Genomic DNA, 21,363 nt, shown 5'->3' with positions numbered 1-21,363 from the left:
GACCTGCTCGGCTAGATGACCGAGTGCGTCACGACGGCCACGTAGTCGCCGACCACCACCGAGGGCGGGAGCGTCAACCACATTGTGGGGTTCCAGGTGGCGGAGTTCGGGACACCGGCCTGACCGGACCATCCGGCGGCCGTCCGCGGCATGTCCAACACCGCGCCGGGCTGCGGGAGGAACGTTCCGACGCCGGTGGTGGCGAGGGCCGGCCCGGAGGCGTACGTGATGTCGCTGTTGGGGATGGTCTCACCCGCGGAACCGGAGCCCGTTGTGAAGTTGGTGGCCGAGCCGACCCGAAACACCGGTGGTACCCGCGGTGACGGTGCCCAGTGCGGAGATCGCCGGCACGCTGATGGAGAGCCCGCCGAGCGGGGTGATGACCAGCTCGACCGGTCGGGTCGCGGCCTGGTTGAACGAGTCGGTCACCCGCACGGTGAACGAGAACGTCCCGGAGACGGTGGGAGTGCCGGAGAGCAGGCCGGTGGCCGGGTCGAGGGTCAGCCCGGCCGGCAGGCTACCGGCGCTGACCGACCAGACAAAGGGACTCGTGCCACCGGCGACCGTCAACTGGTACCGGTACGGGTCGTACGCCTTGCCGGGCGGGGGCGGCGCGAACGTCAGCGTCGGTGGCGGATTGACCGTCACCGACGCGGAGGGCGCCGACTGCGGGCCGGTCCCCGCGGCGTTGTTCGCGGCCACCCGGAAGGTGTACGTGGCGCCGCTGGTCAGCCCGGTGACGACCTGGGTGGTGGCGGTCCCGGTGAAGGTCTGCGGGGTCTGCGCCACCCCGTTGAGGTACGGCGTCACGGTGTAGCCGGTGATCGCCGAGCCACCGTTGGCCGGGGCCGTCCAGCCCAGCGTGGCGGCGTTGGTCCCCGCGGTGGCGGAGGTGATCGTCGGCGCTCCCGGCAGGGTGTACGGCACCACGGCCGCCGAGGGTGGGCTGGCCGCGCCGGTGCCGAACGCGTTCACCGCCGCGACCCGGAAGGTGTACGACGCCCCGGTGGTCAGCCCGGTCAGGGTGCGGCTGGTGGTGGAGGCGTCGAACGTGAGGGTCGGTTGGGTGACGCCGTCCCGGATCGGGGTGATCAGGTAGCTGGTGATCGGGCTGCCGTTGCTCGCGGGGGCGGTCCAACTCACCGTGGCGCTGGTGATGCCCGCGACCGCCGTGGGCGCGGCCGGCGTGGCCGGCGCGGACGCGTAGACGTAGGTCGCCGAGCCGGCGGCGCCCCGGGTGACGACGCTGACGGTGACCGTCGCCGGGCTGGACCGGGCGGGCATCGAGGAGATGCTGAGGGTGCCGTCGGGATTCACTGTGAAGCAGCCGGCGGCCGGGCCGGACGTGCACGGCACCAACAGCACCGACGTGCCGGCCTGCTGCTCGGCGGCCGTACCGATGGTGATCGCGGTCGCGCCGGTGAGGTCGCTGCCGCCGACGGTCACCGCGATGCCCCCGGCGATCGAACTCAGCGCCGGGGTGACGGTGACGCCGCTCGGCGCGGTGGCGGGCGCCACGGGGGTGGTGACTGTGGAGTAACCCGGGTTCGCGTCGATGGAGGACGAGGTCGCCACAGTGGCCGTCTGGATCACTGCCGGCGTCACTCCGGTCCCGGTCACGCTCGCGGCGACGGTGATCGGTGGCAGCGAGCTTCCGCCGACGAACGGGCCGTTGCTGTTGGTGCAGGTGATGGTCTGGCCGGACGGTGCGGCGCAGACCCAGCCCGATCCGTACGCGGCCCGTGGCACGACTCCGGCCGGCACGGTCTGGGTGACCGAGATCGGCGACGTCTCGGTGGCGCCGGGATCCACCCCGGCGGTGATCGAGTATGTGACCGGGTCGCCGGGCTGTGGGGCGGCACCGACCGCGCTGGTCTGCGCCACGTTCAGGTCCGGCACCGGGTTGAAGGTGACCGCCCGGGCGTTGTCGACCTCGTGGAAGTCGGTGACCGAGCCGGTCGAGCCCACCCAGCCGAACGCGAGCTGCCGGGGGTAGCCGCTGGCGTTCAACCAGGTCGGCGACGGGTACAGGCTCGGCGACACGACCGGGAGACTGCCGGCCAGGGTCCGCGCCGATCCACCGACCGGGGTGAACCTGACCCGGTACTGCCCGGCCGGCACGGTGATGCCGGTGTCGGTGGTGTACGGCGACGCGGTGGTGTTGGCGACCACCTCGACCGGCACCACGGAGGCAGCCCGGGTGCTCGCGCGCAACGCCAGGGCGGCCGACGAGGTGCTGGTGGCGGTGCTGTTGATCGCGCAGTAGCCGACTCCGTTGCGGCCCGGCCCACGGATCACGACCTGGCCGGGAACCCGCCCGCCGGTGGTCGAGATGTACGGCGGGTTCGTGCAGCCGGTCCCCTGGTACGTGCTGCTACTGAAGTTGCCGAAGACGTCCAGCCCCACGCCCAGGTAGCCGTTGGAGAGGCCCACCGACACGCCGTTGAACGCCGCCGAGTAGCCCAGCGAGCCACCCGGCTGACCGAGGGTGGACGGGGATCTCGGGTTGGCCGGGTCGACGGCGGCCAGGACGAAGGCGAGGCCGTCTGCCCCCGGGTTCGTACCGCCGTACTGGTAGGTGTTGAAGCTGACGTGCAGGCCCTGCGAGGTGGGCACGCTCACCGCGCCGAACACCCCGCCCTCCCGGGTGGTGGTGGCGGGGGTGAGGCGCAGTTTGCCCGAGCCCTCCGGGTCGGTGGACGTGGTGCAGCTCAGCAACGGGCCGGTGGTCGAGTTGCCCGCCGCGCTCAGGCAGGCCGCGTTGCTGGCGCCCGCGGTCGGCACGCCCGGCACCGCCACGGCGCCCACACCGTTCGCGGTGTTGTTGTGGAACGGCTGGTCGAACAGGATCGACCCGGCCGCCAGCGCCGGGAGTGGCGCGACCGCGACGGCGCCCATGGTCACGGCCACCGCCAGCGCCGCCATGCCGCTCGGACGGCGGCGGCCCGGAAACGACATGTGCACTCCCAGCTTTCACTCCAGTCTCGAACGGGACTATAACCCCCCAAAACGCCCATAATTCCCGTACGGAGAAGATCGGCTTCCCACCGACAAAGGACCGACCTCCCCGGCTGCGCCGAGGAGGTCGGTCCACCAGAAACGAGAGCTCTCAGCCCTCGATGTCGCGGGGGTCACGGCTGCGGGGGTAGGTGTTCTTCTCCCCGATCGTGCCGTCCTGCTTCTTCACCACGTGTTCGACGCCTCGGTCGACCGCCATCTCCCGGCCCTGGGCCTGCGCGTCGGCCTTCACCTCGTGCGTGCTGCTGGCCCGCTCATTGCCCTCCGGCTTGTTCTTCCACTGCCCGTCCTCGTGGTACGTGTCGACGTCACCCTTGACCATGGCTGGCTCCTCCCTGCGTCCGAACTGTCTCCCCAGTCAGTGCCCCGAGCCGGGCCGGGCAAACCGCCGTCCTCAGGAGACGGCCGGGCAGTTGTTGCTCACCTGCCGGAGGATCTTTTCGCGTTCGTCGGTGGTGATGCCCGACGGCGCCCCGTCGAAGTGGGTCTCGACCTTCTCCCGGCCGCGCCGCTGCTCGTAGTGCAGGTGCGGGGCGCCGGAGTTGCCGGTGCTGCCGAGGAGCCCGATCTGGTCGCCCTGACCGACCCGCTGCCCGACAGTGACAAGTGGCGGTTCGAGCATGTGCAGGTACTGCGTCTCCCACCTGCCGCCGTGGTCGATCTTCACCCAGTAACCGCCGCCACGCCCGCGGGGGCCCTCCGGGTTGTCCGGCGTACGGCCACCCAGGGACCCGTTGATGCCCGCCTCGGTGACCGTGCCGCCGTAGGACGCGAGCACCGGCCGCCCCCACGCCTCGCCCTCGGTGGGGAACAGGTCGACGTCGTAGTCGTCGTGACCGGGGTAGGTGCTCAGTTGCCACGTCTCGCCGCAGGTGACCGGCAGTTGGAAGAGCGGGCGCGGCCCCGCCGGTCGCAGCATCGGCACGACGACCAGTGCGATGCCGAGGACGGCCGCCGCAGCGACGAGCGCGACGAGGACGCGGATGGTGCGGCTGCGAGCGCGGCGGTGGGGGCGGGGTGTGGTCGGGCGGCCGGTCGTCACCGTCTCGAGGATGGCAGACGCCGACAACGCCTCGGTGCCGGGTCACACCCGCGCCGCCGTCACATTGCAGTTGCATCGTAAAAGCGTTACGGTGGATGCAATACGGTCGCATTGCAAAGAGAGAAGGCTCCGATGCAGGTCATCGCGTTGTCCGAGGCGACCGCCGACATGGTTGAGCTGGTCGGCGGCAAGGCGGCCGGGCTGGGCGAGCTGATCAGGCACGGCGAACGGGTGCCCGAGGGCTTCTGCGTCACCACCGAGGCGCACCGACTCGGCGTCATCCCCACGGCCGAGGTCGTCGCCGCGTACGAGCGGCTCGGCGCGGGCCCGGTCGCGGTCCGCTCCAGCGCCACTGCCGAGGACCTTCCGGACGCGAGCTTCGCCGGGCAGCAGGACACCATCCTCAACGTCACGGGCGCCGACGACCTGATCGCCGCGATCACCGCCTGCTGGGCCGCGCTGCACACCGACCGCGCGACCGCCTACCGCGACGCCCGCCAGATCGATCACCAGACGGTACGGATGGCCGTCATCGTGCAACGCATGATCACGCCCACCGTGGCGGGAGTGCTGTTCACCGCGAACCCGCTGACCGGCCGCCGCGACGAGATGGCCGTCGACGCCGCAGTGGGTCTGGGCACGACAGTGGTGGACGGCGCGGCGAGCGTGGACCACTACGTCCTCGACGGCGTCGAGCGGGCCGACACGGGCTGCCTGACGTCCGCACACCTGGCCGACCTCCGCGCCACTGGCGACCGGTTGCAGGCCCAGTTCGGCTGCCCACAGGACGTGGAGTGGGCGATCGACGCGGACGGCGTCAGGTGGCTTCTGCAGTCCCGGCCGATCACCACCCTGTTCCCCCTCCCACCGGAGAGCGGAAAGCCCCTCCCCCGCGTCTACCTGGAGTTCGGTCACGTCCAGGGGATGCTGCAACCGGTCACGCCGATGGGCATGTCGACCCTGCGGACGCAGATCGCCGCGATGCTCGCCGCGCTCGGCGTCCGGGTCGAGATCGTCGACATCGGCGGCCGGCTCTACGGCGACCTGACCGACCTGGCGCGGGACCGGTCGGCCCGCAGGCGACTGGTGAAGCTCCTGGCTGTCGACTTCGGCCCGCGCGCCCAGGCGGTGATGCGGCACGTGCTGGCGGACCCCCGGTTCGCCCCGACCGCTGGCCGCAGCACGCGCGGCCGGGCGCAGGGCGCCGCGTCGCTGCGCACGGCCGGCCGCGCGGTGGTGGGGATCCTCCGGGCGCTGACCCGTCCCGAGACCGCACGGATCCGGATGTTCGAGGCGATCGAGCAGCTCAGAGTACGATCGGCCGCCCCCGCCGACCTGCGGACCGCGGCCGATCGGCTGAGTTTCGTGCAGGGGCGCGACGCCGACGACAGCGCCGACGCGATCATGTGGCCGATCGTCGCGGGGATGCTCGCCGCGGCGCTGCCGGCCGCGCTGCTCAAGGGAGTCGCCGGCCCCGACGAGATCCACACCGTGCTGGGCGGGATGCCGCACAACGTCACAATCGAGATGGACCTGGCCCTCTGGCGGCTCGCCCAGGGCGCGGGCGAGCACCGACAACTCCTGCTCGACACCCCGCCTACCGAGTTGGCCACGCGCTACCTCCACGGAACGCTGCCCGACATCGGCATGGCCGCCTTCCTGGACACCTACGGTCACCGGGGCGTCGCCGAGGTCGACCTCGGCGTGCCGCGCTGGGCGGAGGACCCCACCCCGGTCTTCGCCGCGGTCGCCAACTACCTGCGGGTCACCGATCCGGCGCAGGGCCCCGACCAGCGCTTCCAACGGGCCGGCGCGGCAGCGGAGGCGGCGTTGGAGGAGCTGGTCGGGCGGGTCCGCCGTCGGCGGCCGGTGCGGGGCAGCATCGCCGGGTTCCTGCTGCGTCGGGCGCGCTCACTCGCCGGCCTGCGCGAGGCCGGCAAGTTCGCCGGGCTGTACCCCCTGCGCGAGACGCGCCGCCAACTGCTGCTCGTCGGTGCCGACCTGCACGACTCCGGGCTGCTGGACCAGCCCGACGACATCATGTTCCTGACCCTCGACGAGGCGCACGCCGCCGTACACCAGGGTGTCGACCCGCGCGCGACGGTCACCTCCCGACGGGCGACGCACCGGCGGGAACTGCGCCGCCGACGCGTGCCGGTGGCGCTGCTCTCCGACGGCACCGACGTCGAGACCGTCCTGCCGGCGGTCCCCGCCGACGACGGGACGCTGATCGGCGTGGGCGCCTCGGCGGGCCGGGTGACCGGGCCCGCCCGGGTCGTCCACGACCCGGCCACCGCCCACGTCGAGCCCGGCGACGTCCTGGTCTCCGCGACCACCGACCCGGGCTGGACCCCGCTGTTCCTCACCGCCGCGGCGGTGGTCACCGAGACCGGCGCGATCATGGCGCACGGCCCGACGGTGGCCCGGGAGTACGGCATTCCCGCCGTCATCTGCGTCCCGGACGCCACCCGGACGATCTCCACCGGTCAGCTGATCACAGTGGACGGTGGCGCCGGAACCGTCACCGTCCACTGACCGTCGCCCCGCTACCGAGAAGGACGACCATGACCGACACGAAGGCACCGACCAGGGCGCGGGTGGGCCCACTGCTGCGCCGGGCGGCCGAGGCCGAGGCCGCGACGTGGCGCAGCCTGTACGCCTGGGCCCGGCGTCGCCCCCTGTCGCTGGGGCCCGGCGACGAACCGTTCGGCTACCTCGGCGTGGTCAAGCCGATCCTGGGCATCTTCATCGGCCTGTCGGTCGTGGAGATCCCCATCTTCGACGTCGTCGTCACCCACGTGGTGCCGTGGCGGCCGGCCCGCTGGATCGTGCTCGCCCTCGGCATCTGGGGTCTGCTCTGGATGATCGGGCTCTACGCCAGCATGACGCTCCACCCCCATCTGGTGGGCGACCGGGGCCTGCGCGTACGCCTCAGCTCGGGCATCGACATCTGGATCCCGTGGACGGACGTCGAGGCCCTGCGCAAGCGTTACCGTTCCCTGCCGTCGAGCAGGTCGGTGCAGGTCGAGCAGGAGGGTGAGCGCCGGGTGGTGTCGATCTCGGTCGGCAGCCAGACCAGCATCGACGTCCTGCTGCGCCGGCCGCTGACCTTCGAGCTGGCGAAGACCGGGTCGCTGCCGATGAACGAGTTGCGACTGTACGCCGACGACCCGGACGGCCTCCTGCGCAGCGCGCGGGGCGCCCCCGCGAGCACCACCGCCAGCCGGTAACCGCCGCCGCCGGCGGACTGTCCGGACCACCCTCTGTGAAACGATCGAGGCCATGCCCAAGAAGGTCGATCACCAGGAGCGACGCACCCTCATCGCGGACGCGCTGATGCGGGTCGCCGCGGATCAGGGCCTGGAGGCGGTCAGCCTCCGCCACGTCGCGGCCGAGGCCGGCGTGTCCGCCGGCATGGTCCAGCACTACTTCCGGACCAAGGACGAGATGATGGCGTTCGCGTTGAGCGTGGTGCGGGAACGCAGCCAGATCCGGGTCACCGAGGCGCTGGCGCGACTGGGTGAGAATCCACCGCCCCGGCTGCTGCTGCGCACGATGCTCGCCGCACTGTTGCCCCTGGACGAGGGGACCCGCGACGACGGGCGGGTGGCGCTCGCGTTCCTCGCCTACACGGCGGTGCGTCCGGCCGCCGCGCCGAGCCTCCGCGAGGGCACCCGGCAGCTCACCGGTTTCATCGCCGGCGTCCTGCCCGACCGGCACGACGACGCCGTCGCGGCCGGCCTGCTGGCGCTGATGGAAGGGCTCGGTGTCTACCTGCTGGGTGGGCAGTACACCGCCGAGCAGGCACTGGGCGCGCTGGACGCCCACCTCGACCTGCTCTTCGGCTGATTCCGTCGTCGCTTGGCATTGACCCCCGAACCGGCGCGGAACGGACCAGGATGAGCGGATGAGCCGCGTCCACCGGTCCCGGCCGGTGCTGGTCGAGGAGGCACACCGGGCCACCACCTTCGAGATCTTCTTCGACCTGGTCCTGGTGTTCGCGCTGACGCGGCTCATCGGTTTCATGGCGGAGTCGCTCGGGTCGCTCACCCTCTACCAGGGGCTACTGCTCCTGCTCTGGTTCTGGTACTCGTGGAGCTGCTACGCCTGGCTGGGCAATCAGGTCCGCGCGGACAACGGCCCCGTACAGGCCGGAATGATCGCGGCGATGGCCGCCATCTTCGTGGCTGCCCTGGTGATCCCGCAGGCGTGGCAGCGCCACGACGGCGCGCTGAGCCCACCGCTCACCCTGGCCATCGCCTACATCGTGGTCCGCGGGCTACACCTCGCCCTGATGACCTACGCCTCGGCCGGCAACCGGCAGTACCGCCGTCAGGCGCTGCGCTTCGCCGTCACCACCATCCTGGCCTGGGCCCCGCTGCTGGTGGGCGCCATCCTTGGCGGGACCGGGCAGACCGTGCTGTGGACGGTGGCGTTCCTCGTCGACTACGGCGGCGGCCGGATCGCCACCGCCGCCAGCTTCGGAGAGGTCCGCAGCGGGGCGCACTTCACCGAACGCCACGGCCTGGTGCTGATCATCGTGCTCGGTGAGTCCCTGCTCTCGGCCGGGGCCGGCGCGGGTACGGCCGTGATCGCCTGGCCGGTGCTGCTGGCCGCGGTGTTCGGCTTCGCCGCGACCGTATGTCTGTGGTGGCTCTACTTCGTGGGCGTCGCCCCCGCCGCCGCGAAGGTGCTGACCTCGGCCTCGCCACGCTCCCGGCGTCGCCAGCAGTTGGCGTCGGACGCGTACACGCTGGCGCACCTGCCGCTGGTCGCCGGAGTCGTCTACTTCGCACTGGGCGTCCACCTGATCCTCGCGAACCTGACGGAACAGGCCGGCCCCCGGGACGCCAGCGGGGAGCCAATGAGCTGGTCGGCGATACTCGTGCTCTATGGCGGCGTCGCGCTCTATCTCGTCGGTCGCCTGCTGTTCCTCCGGCTGACCGTACGCAGCTCGCCGGGCCAACTCGTCGCGATCGGGATCGTCCTTCTCCTGATGCCCCTCGCCCGGGTCCTGCCCGCGCTGGCCGCCCTCGGGCTGCTGGCGGCCTTCCTCGCCGCCCTGGTCCGGCACGAGCGGCGATCCCGGGTCGGCTGACCACCTCGGACCGCCAGCGGATGGACGGGGATTGTGCGGGTCCGCCCACCGTGGCAGTCTGCGGATCCTTGGTGCCGGGAAAAGGGGCGGTGGCACATGCTGAGCATGCACGGGGCGTCCGTCGGCTACGGCGACGCGCCGGCCGTTCTCCGGGAGGTCACGCTGACGGTCCGACCGGGCCGGGTCCTGGCGTTGACCGGGTCGTCGGGCGCGGGCAAGACGACACTGCTCAACGCGATGGCGGGGCTGCTGCGGCCCCGGGACGGGTCGGTGACGGTCGACGGGCAGCCGCTGCGCGACCGTGACCACGCTGTCGCACACCGGATCGTCCTCATCCCGCAGGACAACGGCCTGGCCCCGATCCTCACGGCCGCCGAGAACCTTCAGGTGGCGCTCGTGGCCGACGGCGTGACACCACCCGAGGCCCGCCGGCAGACCGCCGCGATGCTGGCTCTGCTGGGCCTCGCCGGCCAGGCCGACCAACTCGTCGAAGAGTTGTCCGGTGGCCAGCAGCAGCGGACGGCCGTCGCCCGGGGCCTGGCCCTGCGCGGCGGTGTGCTGCTTGCCGACGAGGTGACAAGCGAGCTGGACGCGGGCAACCGGCAGCGGGTGCTGGATCTGTTGCACGGCGAGGCGCGGCGGGGTGCGGCCGTCGTGTTCGCCACCCACGACCCGGAGGTGGCCGCCGCCTGCGAGGCGGAGCTGCACCTCGTCGAGGGGCGGGCGGAGATCCTGCGCGACTGAGGAACCCGACCGGTCTCGGCCCATTCGCACGGGGCAACGGGTCGCCGGCCCGGTCGATACCCTCGGCACCAATGCTTACCGTCATCTGGGGAGCGATCGCGGCCCGCCGGGCCCAAGCCTTGGCAGTGCTCCTGCTCACCGTGCTCGCGAGCGCCGCCGCCGCGGCCGCGCCGAGCTACGTCGCCGCCGCCGGCCAGGCCCTGGCCCGTTACGAGGTGTCCCGGGCAACGCCGAACGAGCTTCGGCTGCGGCTCGCCGACCCCGTCGAATATCCGGGGATGCCCGGTAACCCCGCGCGGACGCCGTTCGCCGGCAAGGTCCGGCAACTGACGCCGGCCGGGTTCGAGGTCGTCCTCGGTGCGCAGAGCAGTGGCGTCGCCGCCGGTCCGGCCGGGACGGTGACCTCGAGCCTGGTCTTCCGAGCGGGGGTCTGCGAGCGGGTCAGCGTGGCCGGCGCCTGCCCCCGGGCCACCCCACGGGGGCAACTCCCCGAGGTCATGGTCAGCACGCCGACCGCCGCGCGGCTCGGTGTCGTCGTCGGCGACCAGTTCACGTTCGGCGTGGTGCCGGTGCGGGTGGCCGGCGTCTACCAGCCGCTGGACGTGACCGATCCGTACTGGCTGGGCGCGGAATACATCCGTCCCGCCGCGGCGGGCCCGACCGGCACGCCGGCAGTGGGCAGCGCGGAGGACGCCATCTTCACCGCCGAGGCCGCGCCCCTGACCGACGACGACGCGATCCTGTACCGGTCGACGGCCGACCTCTACGTCACCGAGCACCTGCTCGACACCCGGTCCGCGGCGGACCTGCGGACGGCGGTCGCGGTGGTGACGCGGGACGGGAGCCGCGCGGGCCTCGGGGGCGGCACCAGCCTGTCCCTGCTGCTCGACCGGGTGGCCCTGCAACGTGGGCAGCTGGCCGACGGCGTGACGCTGGGCGCCGGGCTGCTCGTCCTGCTCTGCTGGCTGGTCCTGTTCGTCGCGGTCAGCTCGGCGGCGGACCAGCGCCGACCGGAGCAGGGCCTGCTGCTGCTCCGCGGGGTGCAGCGCCGACGGCTGTGGGCGCTGGCGATCGGCGAGCACGCCGTACCCGTGTTGATCGCGATCCCGCTCGGCTGCCTGGGCGGCATCGCCGCCGCCACACTGCTCGCCGCGCGCACCCTCCCGGCCCGGGCCGACGTCGGCGTGGACGCCACAGTGCTCGGCTTCGCCGCCGTCGGCGCGGCCGGCGCGCTCGCCGCGGTGCTGCTCGCCCAGCTTCGGATGCTGTCCGGGTCGGTCGTCGACCTGCTGCGTCGGGTGCCGGCACGGACCCGCGGCTGGCGGGCGACCATCGGTGACATCGTCGCGGTGTCCGTCGCCGTGGCCGCCGTGGTGCAGTTGCGCTCCGGCGGTTCGCCCAGCGGGCTGGCCCTTGTGGCACCGGTCGCCGGGGCGCTCGCCGCGGGTGTGCTGCTGGCGCGGGTCGCGATGATCATCGGCGGGGCGGCGGGCGCGGCGCTCCTGGCGCGCGGCCGGACAGCCACCGGTCTCGCCCTGGTGCAGGTGGCCCGACAACCCCGCTTCCGGCCCCTGATCGCGCTGCTCACCGTGGTCGTCGCGATGCTCGCCTTCACCGCCGCGACGAGCGAGGTCGCGTCGGCCGCCTACACCGATCGGGCCGTCGTCGAGGTCGGCGCGCCGCGCGTGGTCGAGGTCGACGCGACGTCCCGCTCGCACCTGTTGACGGCCGTGCGGGCGGCCGATCCCGAGGGTCGCTTCGCGATGGCCGCCGTGGTGACGACCACCTCCTCCGAGGCCGGCACACCGCTGCTCGCGGTCGACTCCGACCGGCTGGCGACGGTGGCCGCGTCGCACCCGTCCTACGGCGTGTCCCTGGCGGACATCACGCGGAAGATCCACCCGGCCGCGCCCGGGGAGCCGGTGTACTTCCGGGGGCAACTGCTCGACCTGGTCCTCTCCGCCAGCTTCGACGCCGAGGCCTTCGCCGGGAACCAGGTCCGCCTCGCGGTCACTGTCGCCAGCGCCAACGGCACCCGGGTGGTCGCTTCCCGCGAGGACGTCAAGCCCGGCCGCAAGCCCTACCCCTTCCAGGTGCCCGAGTGCGCGCAGGAATGCCGCCTGATCAAGATCGAGATCGTCGCTCCGGTGGTCTCCCGCCAACTGGAGGTCCACTACGAGGGGTTACGCAGCAGCGACGAGGACGGCGGACGCGAGACGGTGGTGCTGACCGGCGCGCAGTTCGCCGACCTGAAGCGGTGGCGGCTGTCCGACACGAGCACCACCCGCGCGAGCGCGACGACCACGGCGCTGGTCCTCACCGTGGATGAGAACCGGCGATCGACACCGGCCGGCATCAGTGTCGTCGACGCGCCGTTCCCGCTCCCCGGCTACCTGACCCGAGCGACGGGGACACTGCTCGGCGCCTCTCACCCGTACGACGGGGTCGACGGGACACCGACCACGGCGTCGGTGCTCGGCCTGGCCGACCGGTTGCCGCGACTTGGTGGATCCGGTCTGGTCGTCGACCTGGAGTACGCGGATCGCCTCGCCGTCGCCAGCCAGAACGGCAACGAGGAGGTCTGGTTGGCGCGCTCCGCTCCCGCCGACGTCCTCGATCGGCTTCGCGCCCAGGGCCTCGTCATCAAGGCCGACCGGACAACCGCCGGCGTACGACAGGATTTCGATCGGCAGGGTGCCGCGCTGGCACTGCGCTTCAACCTGTTCGCCGCGCTGGCCGGGGTGCTGATCGGAGCGGCCGGCCTGATCGCGATGGCGGCGGCCGAGCAGCGTACCCGGGTGGCCATGTTGGTGGCACTGCGTCGGCAGGGGTTGCCGCCACGGGCCGTGCGTGGCGGCTACGGGTGGCCGGTCGCGGTCGCCGCCGTGTCGGGCGGTCTCGTCACCCTGCTGATCTGGCTACTCACCCGGGGCGGGCAGCGCCTGTTCAGTGACGGCCGTTCGCCGGTCCCGTTGCCCGACTGGCCGGACGTCGACCGGCTGCTGTTGTTCACGGTGCCGACCATCGCGCTGTTCGCCCTCACCGCGGTCGTGCTCGGCCGGGTCGTCGCCGCCGCGGTACGCCGCCGGAGCAGCCGATGACCACCGAGCCGCACACCTCAGGCGTGGCCGTCACCTGCCACCGGCTCATCCACATCTACCCCACCGGTACCGGTGACGTCGTCGCGCTCTCCGGCGTGGACCTGCGGATCTCGCCGGGCGAGATGTTGGCGCTGGTGGGGCCGTCCGGCTCGGGGAAGTCCACGCTGGTGGCGATCCTCGGCGGGCTCATGCAACCGTCCGCCGGGCGCGTGTACGTGGGCGACCACGAGCTGTCCCGGCTCTCGGCCAAGGGCCTGGCGGCTCTTCGCGGGGCCACGGTCGGCACTGTGCTCCAGGGCGCCGAACGCAACCTGCTGCCGTACGTCTCGCTGTCGCGCAACGTCTGGTTGGCGCAGCGACCCGCGGCACGCGTCGCCGGGCGTCGGCTCGATCCGCCGGAGGCGATCCTGGAGCTCGTGGGTCTCGGCGGTGCCGGCGCACGGCGGGTGGGCGACCTGACTCCGGGGCAGCGTCAGCGGGCCGCGCTGGCGCAGGGGCTCGCGGCCGGGCCCGGGCTGCTCCTCGTCGACGAGCCGACCAGCCAGCTCGACGCGTCCGGTCGGGACGAGGTGCTCACGGCGCTGGCCACCGTCAACGCGGAGCGGGGCACCACGGTGGTCGTGGTGACCCATGACGGCGAGGTGGGCGCCCGGCTGGGCCGCGCCGTCACCATCCGGGACGGCCGGGTCGGGGCCGAGGGGCGCAACGGCCAGGACTTCGCCGTGGTGGCCGGCGACGGCACGATCCAGTTGCCGCCCGAGACGTTGGCGGTCTTCCCGGCCGGGACGTTGCTCGCTGTCGACCACGCCGACCAGTCGGTCACTCTGCGCGCCGTGGCCACCCCGTCGTCCGTCGGTGGGGACGACGGGGTGGCCACGGCCGGCGGCGAGCCCGACCACGCCGTCTGAACGGGCCCGGCCGGCTCAGTGCGCCGTGACGGCCGCCCGCGCCTTCAGGCGACGCAGCTCATCGGCGGACATCAGCCAGGTCGAGTTCGTCGCGCCCAACCCGAGGAGCACCTGGTCGAAGGCGTTTCCGTCGTTGTCGTCGGTGTAGCACAGGCTCACCTCGCCCCAGGGAGACGTGGCGATGGCCACCTGCTCCTGCCGGCCCGTCGTGGTCTGGCTCAGCGCCTGGGACGCCAGCCGGCCGGTGGACGTGCCGTCCGGGTTGAGGCCACGCGCCCAGACGTCCGGGTTGGTGCCGGACACCGTCCAGCCCACCACGACGTTGTCCTGGTCGTCGATGCCGACGCCGGGCGCGACGGCCCCGGCTCCGGCGGAGACCTGGACCTCGTCGTGCCGGGCGACGCCGGCGGAGGTGAACGACCGCGCCCAGACGCCTCGGGTGCCGGTGTGGTCGGATTCCCACCCGACGGTGAAGTCCCCGGCGAAGTTCGCCGCGACCGAGGGCCGCTGCTGCTGGCCGCCGCTCTGCGCGTTGGCGGTTCGCCGCGAGAGCACCACCGCGCCGTTGGACCGGGCCAGGCGGGTCAGCCCGATGTTGTACGAGCCGTTCGCGTCGGCGTCCTCGTCCCAGACCACCAGCGCCTCGCCGGTGGCGGACACCGCCACGTCGGGGCGGTGGTGTGCACCCGTGGTCTGCGAGGCGGTCACCTCGTACACCTTGGTGGTGGGCGCGGTGTAGGCGGCGGCCTTGACGGTGGCCGGCGCGGTCCCCTGGACGTCCTCCCAGACCACTGTGAAGCCGACCGCCGCGGTGCTCGGCGCGCCGTCCGGGTCGACTGCCACCTTCGGCCAGATCTGCTGCCCGGCGTCGCTGGCGTTGACCTGCCCCGAGCCGAGCACCGTGCCGGTGGGCGACACCACCCGGTACTGGATGTTGTAGACGCCGTTGCCGTCGCCGTCGGCGGCCCAGACCACCACGGCGTTGCCGCGGTCGTCGAGCCCCACGTCCGGGCTGATGTGCCGCCAGGCGGCCCCGCTGGTGCCCCCGCCGGAGAGCTTCAGCTCGTACGCGGGCGTGCCGTCGCGGAACAGGCGCAGGTAGATCTCGCTGTGGGTGTCGTCCTCGGGCGCGGTGCTGTCCCGGTCGTCCTCCCACACCACGGCGACCTGGCCGTTGCGGTTCGTGGCGATGCCGGGCAGGTCCTGGTCGCCGGTGGCCACGCTGTTCGCGGTGGTCCAGGTGATCGCCTCGGCGGTGACCGCGATCGGGGCCGGTGCCAGGCTCGGGACCAGCAGGGAGGCGGCGAGCAGTGCGGTGAGTGCGGTCATTGTGGGTCTCCTTCTACCCGGCCTGCAGGCCGGGCTGGCCGTCGAGGATGACGAACGAGCGGGCCGTGGCCGCGGCGGCGCCGTGTTCGGTCACCGTGCTCACCGTGCGGAAGTCCGCACGGACCTGGCTGCGACTGATCGTGGTACGCACGTAGCCACGCCGGTCCGAGTAGAACTTCAGGTGCGGGTTGGCCGCCGCGTTCGGGACCGTGGTGCTGCCGCTGCCGTTACCTGTCGACGTGATCGAGGTGCAGACCAGTTCGGTGCCGATGGTGGCCGAGGCGGGGTTGGCGTAGTCGGCCTTGAGGTCGTTGGCCCACGACCGGTGCACGTCCCCGGTGAGCACCAGGGGGTTGCGTACCCCGCGCTGCTGCCAGCCGGTCTGGATCCGGCTGCGGGAGGCCCGGTAGCCATCCCAGGCGTCCATGCTCGCCGCCCCGTTCGCGTCGAGTTGCTGGGCGAAGAAGACCTGCTGGCCGAGGATGTCCCAGGTGCCGTACCGCTGGGCCAGTCCGTCGAGCAGCCACGCCTCCTGGGACGCGCCGGTCAGGGACCGGGAGGCCAGGTCGGCGTCCGCGCAGACCTTCCAGCCGTCCCCGCACGCCTGGTCGTCGCGGAACTGCCGGGTGTCGAGCATGTGGAAGGTGGCGAGTTGTCCCCACCGGACCCGCCGGTACAGCGGGATGCTGTTGCCACTGGCGGCGGAGGCCGGCCGCAGCGGCATGTTCTCGTAGTAGGCCCGGTAGGCGGCGGTCCGTCGGGCGGTCCACTGCGCGGCGGTCAGCGTCGGGCTGCTGTCGTTGCGGACCATGTTGGCGTAGTTGTTCTCCACCTCGTGGTCGTCCGGCACCACCAGCCAGGGTGCCGCCGCGTGCGCCGCCTGCAGGTCCGGGTCGGACTTGTAGAGCGCGTACCGGCGGCGGTAGTCGGCAAGCGACACGATCTCGGCGCCGACGTGCTGGCGCACCGTGGAGGTCCCGACGCCGCCCTCGTAGATGTAGTCGCCGAGGTGCAGGATCAGCCCCGGGTTGTCCTCGGCCATCCGCCGGTACGCGGTGTAGTAACCGGCCTCGTAGTGGGCGCAGGAGGCGAAGGCCATCACCAGGTCACGGCCGAAGGCGCTGGGCGCCGGGGCGGTCCGGGTCCGTCCGACCGGGGAGATCTGACCCTGGGCCCGGAATCGGTAGTAGTAGTCGGAGTCGGCGGCGAGCCCGCCCGCGATCGCGTGCACGGAGTGCGCGTCGGCGTAGCGGGCGGTCACCGAGCCGGAGGCGACCAGCGAGGTGAACCGGTCGGTGGTGGACACCTGCCACTCGACTGTCACGTCGGCGTTGGCCATGCCGCCCTGCCCGTCGGCGTTGAGCGGAGACGGTGCCAGCCGGGTCCACAGGACCACGCTGTCGGGCGCCGGATCACCGGACGCCACACCGAGTTTGAAGGGGTACGGCACCGCGGCGCGGGCACCCTGGCGGGGGGTCACCGCGACGCCAGCGGCGGCGAGTCCACTGAGGACGAATATGCGACGGCTCAGCCTTGTCATGGTCAACAGCCTTGAGAACGTCGATGAACGGCGATGGGTGCGGCGTGGAATCCCACATGACGGGAGGCTGTCCGCGCCAAGGCGGTCAGGTGTCCTGGCCGCCCGGCAGCCGACCCTCAGGTGAGCGGCGCCGGGGACTCCGCGCCCGGGATCGTCAGCTTCGGCGTACCGGACCCGTCGGCCGGGACACTCCAGACGTCCGGCTGGCCGTCGCTCTGACGCAGCGTGTAGGCGAGTGTCCGGCCGTCCAGCCAGGCGGCCTGGTCGTCGACGCTGCTGGTCTCGGCCGTCGCGGTGACCCGCATCGTCGCCAGGTCGAGGACGGACAGCCGCCAGCCCTTCGCCGGGTCGGCGTCGATCGCCTCCTTGAAGGCGATCCGGGTGCCGTCGGGTGACAGCGACGGGCACTCGACGTTCTCCTTCACCGTCTCGACCGTCCGGGCGGCGACGTCACCCCGGACGAGGTACCGCCGGCCCCCTGTCGACATGGTGGCGTAGAAGCGGTTGTCGTCGGCGGTGAAGGTGACGCCCCAGTAGTTGACGTCCGGGCTGCGGTGGCTCCGGCCGTCCCGCGTGATCGCGAACTCCTCGAGCGAGGTCACCGTGGCGCCGGTGGTGGTGTCGAGAATCCCGGTGCGGGTGGAGAAGCCGCTGGCGGTGTAGGAGTCGCCACCGACGAACGTCGTCCAGGAGACCATCCGGCCGGAGGCCGAGACCCGGGCCCGGTTCGGCAGGCCCGGCACGTCGACCGCTCGCGTCTGCCGCAGCGACGCGTCGAGCACGACGACCTGGTACGACCAGGCGGTCTCCGGTTTCAGACAGACGCCGGTGCCGGCCGCCGCGTACACCCGCAGGCACTCCAGGCCGGAGACGGTGCGGGGGCCGGTGGGGTCGGCCGTGGCGACGGTGGACAGGTGCCGGTCGGTGATGGCCAACAGGCGTGGGCCGGGTGCCAGGGTGACCACCTGGTCGCCGGTGCTGGATGGCGGTGTCCGGGCAGGTTCCGCCGCCATGGCCACGTAGCCGGCTGCCACGCTGCCGAGCAGCACGGCCGAGGCGACCACCACGCCGAGTTTCGCTCGGGTCGACAACACGGTCATCGGGACACCCTCCGGGTGAGGAGACGGGACGGGGAGGTCAGCAGGAACAGCGTGCCGACCAGGACGCCGGCGACGGCCACGGCCGCGGCGCGGATCGCCGCCTCCGGCCCCCACGCCTGCCAGCTGAGACCGAACAGGACGGACGAGACGAGGTACGCGAGGGCCTGCCCGGTCTGCACCAGCGCGATTCCGGTGGTCCGCAGCCGCGCCGGCAGCACCGGTCCGGCGAGCGCGATGAGCACACCGTCGGTGGCGGCGTAGAACGCGCCGTACAGCACAAGGGTCAGCGCGATCAGCGGCCAACCGTCGACCGGACCGGCCAGCAGCAGGTACGTCGCACCGAGGGCGGTGTAGCCGCCGAGCACCACGGGTAGCCGACCGATCCGGTCGGCGAGCACACCGAGCGGGGCGGCGAGCAGCAGGTAGGCCAGGCTGGTCCCCACCGCGAGCAGTGGGAACCAGCGCAGACCGAGGTCCTCGCGGCGTTGCAGCAGCAGGTAGACGAAACCGTCGCCGATGGTGGCCAGCCCGAGCATCGCCGCGGCCAGCACGAGCCGGCGGGCCGGTCCCGCGCGGAGCAGGCCGAACGCCTCCCGGACGGAGACCGTCGGGTCGTCCGGGCCGTTCGTCGTCTGGTCGGCTGGACGTTCCCGGACGAAGAGCACGAGCACGACGACGGCCAGCGCGGCGACGCAGAAGCTGGTGACGAAGACCGCGTCGTACGACTGCCCGACGACCAACAGGACCGCGAACGCGGCGAGCGGTCCGAGGAACGCGCCGACGCTGTCCATGGCCCGGTGCACCCCGAACGCCCGGCCCAGCGCCTCGGGCGGCGTGGAGAGCGTGATCAGCGCGTCCCGCGGGGCGCTGCGCACACCCTTGCCGAGGCGGTCGACGGCGATGACGGCGCCGATCGCCGGTATGGACCGGCCGGCGAGCAGCAGGCCGAGCTTCGCGACCGCCGAGAGGGTGTAGCCGATGCCGGCGATCAGCTTGCGCCGCCGGAACCGGTCGGCGGCGAACCCACCGACGACCCGCAGGAGCGCGGTGGCACCGGTGTGGACGCCGTCGAGCACGCCGAAGGCCACCGGGCTGAGCTGTAGGCCCAGCACCAGATAGAGCGGGAGGACGGCGGCCACCATCTCGGCGGAGATGTCGGTGATCAGGCTGACCGTGCCGAGTGCGACGACGTTGCCGCTGACCAGCGCGAGCCGTCGACGTCGTGGCTCGGATCCGGGTGGGTCGGCGACCGGCCGGGAAACGGTCGAGAGGTACACGAGCATCTCCTCGGGTCGACAACTGCCGGTCAGCCATCGTCCGTACTCGTCGCGAAGGGCACAACGGACCGCGCGTGGCGGCCGGGCCAGGTGCGGGTGAACGTGCCGCGAACATCGAGGTGTTCGCCTGCCGGGACGCGGTGTTCATCCGCTTGTCGCCCGCCGGCTCATCGACCTTCCTACATTCCTTGGGCTTCACCCCCGCAGCAGAGGAGTCCTGGATGGACATTCGATTCCCCCGTCCGACGATCACGACGGGAGCGGTGCTGGTGCTCGTCGCCGCGACCGCCGCCGTCGTCGTGACCGGCGCCGACGCGGCGTCGGCGGCGAGCGTGACCTTCACGCCGGTCGCGGACACCTACGTCCAGAGTGACGCGGCCTCCACCAACTACGGCACGTCCACGCAGATCGTGGCCGACAACTCGCCCGTACGGCGCTCGTTCCTGCGCTTCACGGTGAGCGGTGTCAGTGGCACGGTGACCGGCGCCAAGCTGCGACTGCGCACCATCAGTGGCAACAGTGGCAGCGACGCCGGTGGCACGTTCCGCCGGATGTCCAACACGACGTGGTCGGAGACCGGCACCACCTGGAACAACCAGCCGGCCATCGACGGGGCCACGCTCGGCACCCTCGGCGCGGTCAGCGGCGACACCTGGTACGAGGTCGACGTCACGGCCGCCGTCACCGGCAACGGGACGTACAGCTTCGGCGCGACCTCCGCCAGCGGCGACGGCGCCTACTACGACACGCGGGAGAGCGGCGCGGACGCCCCGCAACTGGTGGTCAGCACCGGCACGACCACCACGCCACCCCCGTCCGGGGACCCGGTGTTCGTGGGGGCTGGCGACATCGCCGACTCCGGCTCCGGTGACAGCGCCACCGCGACGCTGCTCGACAGCATCCCGGGGACGGTCTTCACCACCGGCGACAACGTCTACGACAGCGGCACCGCGTCACAGTTCAGCAGCTACTACGAGCCCACCTGGGGTCGGCACAAGTCCCGCACCCGCCCGTCGCCGGGCAACCACGACTACAACACGTCGGGCGCGACCGGTTACTACAACTACTTCGGTACGTCCGCCGGCCCGAGCGGACGCGGCTACTACTCGTTCGACCTCGGCAACTGGCACGTCGTGTCGTTGAACTCGAACATCAGCATGTCGGCCGGCTCCACCCAGGAGCAGTGGTTGCGGGCGGACCTGGCCGCCAGCGGCAAGCCGTGCACGCTCGCCTACTGGCACCACCCGCTGTTCACGTCCAGCTCCAACCACGCGCCGTCGACGTCCACGCGTCCGCTGTACCAGGCGCTCTACGACTACAACGCCGACGTCGTGGTGTGGGGACACAACCACGTGTACGAGCGCTTCGCGCCGATGAACCCGTCCGGCGGCGCCGACACCAGCCGGGGTTTGCGCAGCTTCGTCGCCGGCATGGGCGGCGCGGGCCACTACGGCTTCGGCACCATCCAGCCCAACAGCGAGGCGCGCAACAGCTCGGCCTGGGGAGTCCTGAAGTTCACCCTGCACTCCGGCAGCTACGACTGGCAGTTCGTGCCGGTGGCCGGGCAGACCTACAACGACAGCGGCACCGGTACCTGCCACTGAGCGAGTGGTCCCGCTGCGCCCTCCCCGGCGCAGCGGGACCCCATCAGCACGGCTTTGCCCAGGCACCTGCCGATCGCCGTCAGGAAACCGCAGAAAACATCGAGCCGCTCCTGCCCCTGGAGCTCCCGCAGATCGACATCGAAGTCGATCTCATTTGCCGCATAGAACCGGAAGATCGCCAGGACATCCGGCGACGGCCAGACCCGAAGTTCCGGGCACTCGGCGCCAGCCGAGCGGGTCAACACGGCCGTCGCTGCGGGCAGCGGCAGCACCGCCGCGCCTTCGGAGTACTGGAACGGCCAACCCTGAGCGACGACGAGATCGAGGACCGACTGCCAGTCCTCCAGCGACGCGCCAGGCACGCAGACGTCCGGCAACGACCCCATCAACCCGGGATCGAAGAACCACCTGACGTCATCCCACAGCAGATCAGGCACCACGCCATCCTGCCCTCCCCATACCCCGACGCCGACCCGACACCTTGACGAACCCATAGGCCCCCCGGCCCCGCGACTGCCCAGCCCCGCGACTGGCCGGCCCCGCGACTGCCCGGCACTGGGCTGCGCTAGGCCGCAGGGCTGCGGGAGGCGCTCGCCGCGACA

The 21,363-nt window shown here is 72.3% G+C and carries 17 protein-coding genes; 8 read left to right on the top strand and 9 right to left on the bottom strand.

The window, feature by feature from the left end; genetic code table 11:
* Window positions 1-11: 11 nt before the first annotated feature.
* The 4 genes from ACQPWW_RS10625 to ACQPWW_RS10610 all read right to left on the bottom strand — a co-directional run bounded on the left by ACQPWW_RS10625 (window position 12) and on the right by ACQPWW_RS10610 (window position 4,060).
* Complete coding sequence (locus tag ACQPWW_RS10625; RefSeq protein ID WP_433131566.1) at window positions 12-305, bottom strand: hypothetical protein; 294 nt, start codon at window positions 303-305, stop codon at window positions 12-14.
* Window positions 250-2,958 carry a fibronectin type III domain-containing protein gene (locus tag ACQPWW_RS10620; protein WP_433131564.1) on the bottom strand — a complete coding sequence of 903 codons (2,709 nt, stop codon included), beginning with the start codon at window positions 2,956-2,958 and terminating at the stop codon, window positions 250-252. Before ACQPWW_RS10620 ends, ACQPWW_RS10625 begins: the two co-directional genes overlap by 56 nt.
* A 151-nt stretch (window positions 2,959-3,109) precedes the next feature.
* The gene (locus ACQPWW_RS10615; RefSeq protein WP_433131562.1) at window positions 3,110-3,340 is read right to left on the bottom strand and encodes a DUF2188 domain-containing protein; all 231 of its coding nucleotides are present in this window, start codon (window positions 3,338-3,340) and stop codon (window positions 3,110-3,112) included.
* 72 nt (window positions 3,341-3,412) lie between these two features.
* Window positions 3,413-4,060 carry a M23 family metallopeptidase gene (locus tag ACQPWW_RS10610; RefSeq protein WP_433131560.1) on the bottom strand — a complete coding sequence of 216 codons (648 nt, stop codon included), beginning with the start codon at window positions 4,058-4,060 and terminating at the stop codon, window positions 3,413-3,415.
* Between the two features lie 132 nt (window positions 4,061-4,192).
* On the opposite strand from ACQPWW_RS10610, the gene ACQPWW_RS10605 reads away from it, so the two are divergent.
* The 7 genes from ACQPWW_RS10605 to ACQPWW_RS10575 all read left to right on the top strand — a co-directional run bounded on the left by ACQPWW_RS10605 (window position 4,193) and on the right by ACQPWW_RS10575 (window position 13,911).
* Window positions 4,193-6,595, top strand: coding sequence for a PEP/pyruvate-binding domain-containing protein (locus ACQPWW_RS10605; protein WP_433131558.1), 2,403 nt, complete (start codon window positions 4,193-4,195; stop codon window positions 6,593-6,595).
* Window positions 6,596-6,624: 29 nt separating this feature from the next.
* On the top strand, window positions 6,625-7,290 hold the full coding sequence (locus ACQPWW_RS10600; RefSeq protein ID WP_433131556.1) for a PH domain-containing protein: 666 nt from the start codon (window positions 6,625-6,627) through the stop codon (window positions 7,288-7,290).
* Window positions 7,291-7,342: 52 nt separating this feature from the next.
* On the top strand, window positions 7,343-7,909 hold the full coding sequence (locus tag ACQPWW_RS10595) for a TetR/AcrR family transcriptional regulator (protein ID WP_433131554.1): 567 nt from the start codon (window positions 7,343-7,345) through the stop codon (window positions 7,907-7,909).
* A gap of 58 nt (window positions 7,910-7,967) precedes the next feature.
* Complete coding sequence (locus ACQPWW_RS10590) at window positions 7,968-9,158, top strand: low temperature requirement protein A (RefSeq protein ID WP_433131551.1); 1,191 nt, start codon at window positions 7,968-7,970, stop codon at window positions 9,156-9,158.
* 96 nt (window positions 9,159-9,254) lie between these two features.
* Complete coding sequence (locus ACQPWW_RS10585; RefSeq protein ID WP_433131549.1) at window positions 9,255-9,902, top strand: ABC transporter ATP-binding protein; 648 nt, start codon at window positions 9,255-9,257, stop codon at window positions 9,900-9,902.
* 71 nt (window positions 9,903-9,973) lie between these two features.
* Window positions 9,974-13,003 carry an FtsX-like permease family protein gene (locus tag ACQPWW_RS10580; protein WP_433131547.1) on the top strand — a complete coding sequence of 1,010 codons (3,030 nt, stop codon included), beginning with the start codon at window positions 9,974-9,976 and terminating at the stop codon, window positions 13,001-13,003.
* Window positions 13,000-13,911, top strand: a complete 912-nt coding sequence (locus tag ACQPWW_RS10575; RefSeq protein ID WP_433131545.1) for an ABC transporter ATP-binding protein — start codon at window positions 13,000-13,002, stop codon at window positions 13,909-13,911. Before ACQPWW_RS10580 ends, ACQPWW_RS10575 begins: the two co-directional genes overlap by 4 nt.
* 15 nt (window positions 13,912-13,926) lie before the next feature.
* Here ACQPWW_RS10575 and ACQPWW_RS10570 read toward each other — a convergent pair whose 3' ends face one another.
* The 4 genes from ACQPWW_RS10570 to ACQPWW_RS10555 all read right to left on the bottom strand — a co-directional run bounded on the left by ACQPWW_RS10570 (window position 13,927) and on the right by ACQPWW_RS10555 (window position 19,157).
* The gene (locus tag ACQPWW_RS10570; RefSeq protein WP_433131542.1) at window positions 13,927-15,240 is read right to left on the bottom strand and encodes a hypothetical protein; all 1,314 of its coding nucleotides are present in this window, start codon (window positions 15,238-15,240) and stop codon (window positions 13,927-13,929) included.
* Window positions 15,241-15,253: 13 nt separating this feature from the next.
* Entirely contained in the window at window positions 15,254-16,780 is a 1,527-nt protein-coding gene (locus ACQPWW_RS10565) for an alkaline phosphatase D family protein (RefSeq protein ID WP_433131540.1), read from the bottom strand.
* A 116-nt stretch (window positions 16,781-16,896) separates the two neighbouring features.
* Window positions 16,897-17,880 carry a TolB family protein gene (locus ACQPWW_RS10560; protein WP_433131538.1) on the bottom strand — a complete coding sequence of 328 codons (984 nt, stop codon included), beginning with the start codon at window positions 17,878-17,880 and terminating at the stop codon, window positions 16,897-16,899.
* Window positions 17,877-19,157, bottom strand: coding sequence for an MFS transporter (locus ACQPWW_RS10555; RefSeq protein ID WP_433131536.1), 1,281 nt, complete (start codon window positions 19,155-19,157; stop codon window positions 17,877-17,879). The genes ACQPWW_RS10560 and ACQPWW_RS10555 overlap by 4 nt, the downstream gene beginning before the upstream one ends.
* Before the next feature lie 221 nt (window positions 19,158-19,378).
* Between ACQPWW_RS10555 and ACQPWW_RS10550 the strand changes: the two genes are divergently transcribed.
* Window positions 19,379-20,761: a CBM96 family carbohydrate-binding protein gene (locus ACQPWW_RS10550; RefSeq protein ID WP_433131534.1), complete on the top strand. Its 1,383-nt coding sequence runs from the start codon at window positions 19,379-19,381 to the stop codon at window positions 20,759-20,761.
* Here ACQPWW_RS10550 and ACQPWW_RS10545 read toward each other — a convergent pair.
* Window positions 20,728-21,198, bottom strand: coding sequence for a hypothetical protein (locus tag ACQPWW_RS10545; protein WP_433131532.1), 471 nt, complete (start codon window positions 21,196-21,198; stop codon window positions 20,728-20,730). The two genes, ACQPWW_RS10550 and ACQPWW_RS10545, sit on opposite strands and share 34 nt — an antisense overlap.
* Window positions 21,199-21,363 lie beyond the last annotated feature (165 nt).

The organism is Micromonospora sp. CA-240977, from assembly GCF_050942285.1.
Lineage (GTDB): Bacteria > Actinomycetota > Actinomycetes > Mycobacteriales > Micromonosporaceae > Micromonospora.
The sequence above is the reverse complement of the archived record's forward strand: the minus strand, read 5'-3'. Positions and strand labels throughout refer to the sequence as shown.

Coding starts and splice junctions, on each gene's coding strand:
- ACQPWW_RS10620 (WP_433131564.1), bottom strand. CDS start 2,958: ATGTCGTTTCCGGGCCGCCGCCGTCCGAGCGGCATGGCGGCGCTGGCG.
- ACQPWW_RS10615 (WP_433131562.1), bottom strand. CDS start 3,340: ATGGTCAAGGGTGACGTCGACACGTACCACGAGGACGGGCAGTGGAAG.
- ACQPWW_RS10605 (WP_433131558.1), top strand. CDS start 4,193: ATGCAGGTCATCGCGTTGTCCGAGGCGACCGCCGACATGGTTGAGCTG.
- ACQPWW_RS10600 (WP_433131556.1), top strand. CDS start 6,625: ATGACCGACACGAAGGCACCGACCAGGGCGCGGGTGGGCCCACTGCTG.
- ACQPWW_RS10595 (WP_433131554.1), top strand. CDS start 7,343: ATGCCCAAGAAGGTCGATCACCAGGAGCGACGCACCCTCATCGCGGAC.
- ACQPWW_RS10590 (WP_433131551.1), top strand. CDS start 7,968: ATGAGCCGCGTCCACCGGTCCCGGCCGGTGCTGGTCGAGGAGGCACAC.
- ACQPWW_RS10585 (WP_433131549.1), top strand. CDS start 9,255: ATGCTGAGCATGCACGGGGCGTCCGTCGGCTACGGCGACGCGCCGGCC.
- ACQPWW_RS10580 (WP_433131547.1), top strand. CDS start 9,974: ATGCTTACCGTCATCTGGGGAGCGATCGCGGCCCGCCGGGCCCAAGCC.
- ACQPWW_RS10575 (WP_433131545.1), top strand. CDS start 13,000: ATGACCACCGAGCCGCACACCTCAGGCGTGGCCGTCACCTGCCACCGG.
- ACQPWW_RS10570 (WP_433131542.1), bottom strand. CDS start 15,240: ATGACCGCACTCACCGCACTGCTCGCCGCCTCCCTGCTGGTCCCGAGC.
- ACQPWW_RS10565 (WP_433131540.1), bottom strand. CDS start 16,780: ATGACAAGGCTGAGCCGTCGCATATTCGTCCTCAGTGGACTCGCCGCC.
- ACQPWW_RS10560 (WP_433131538.1), bottom strand. CDS start 17,880: ATGACCGTGTTGTCGACCCGAGCGAAACTCGGCGTGGTGGTCGCCTCG.
- ACQPWW_RS10550 (WP_433131534.1), top strand. CDS start 19,379: ATGGACATTCGATTCCCCCGTCCGACGATCACGACGGGAGCGGTGCTG.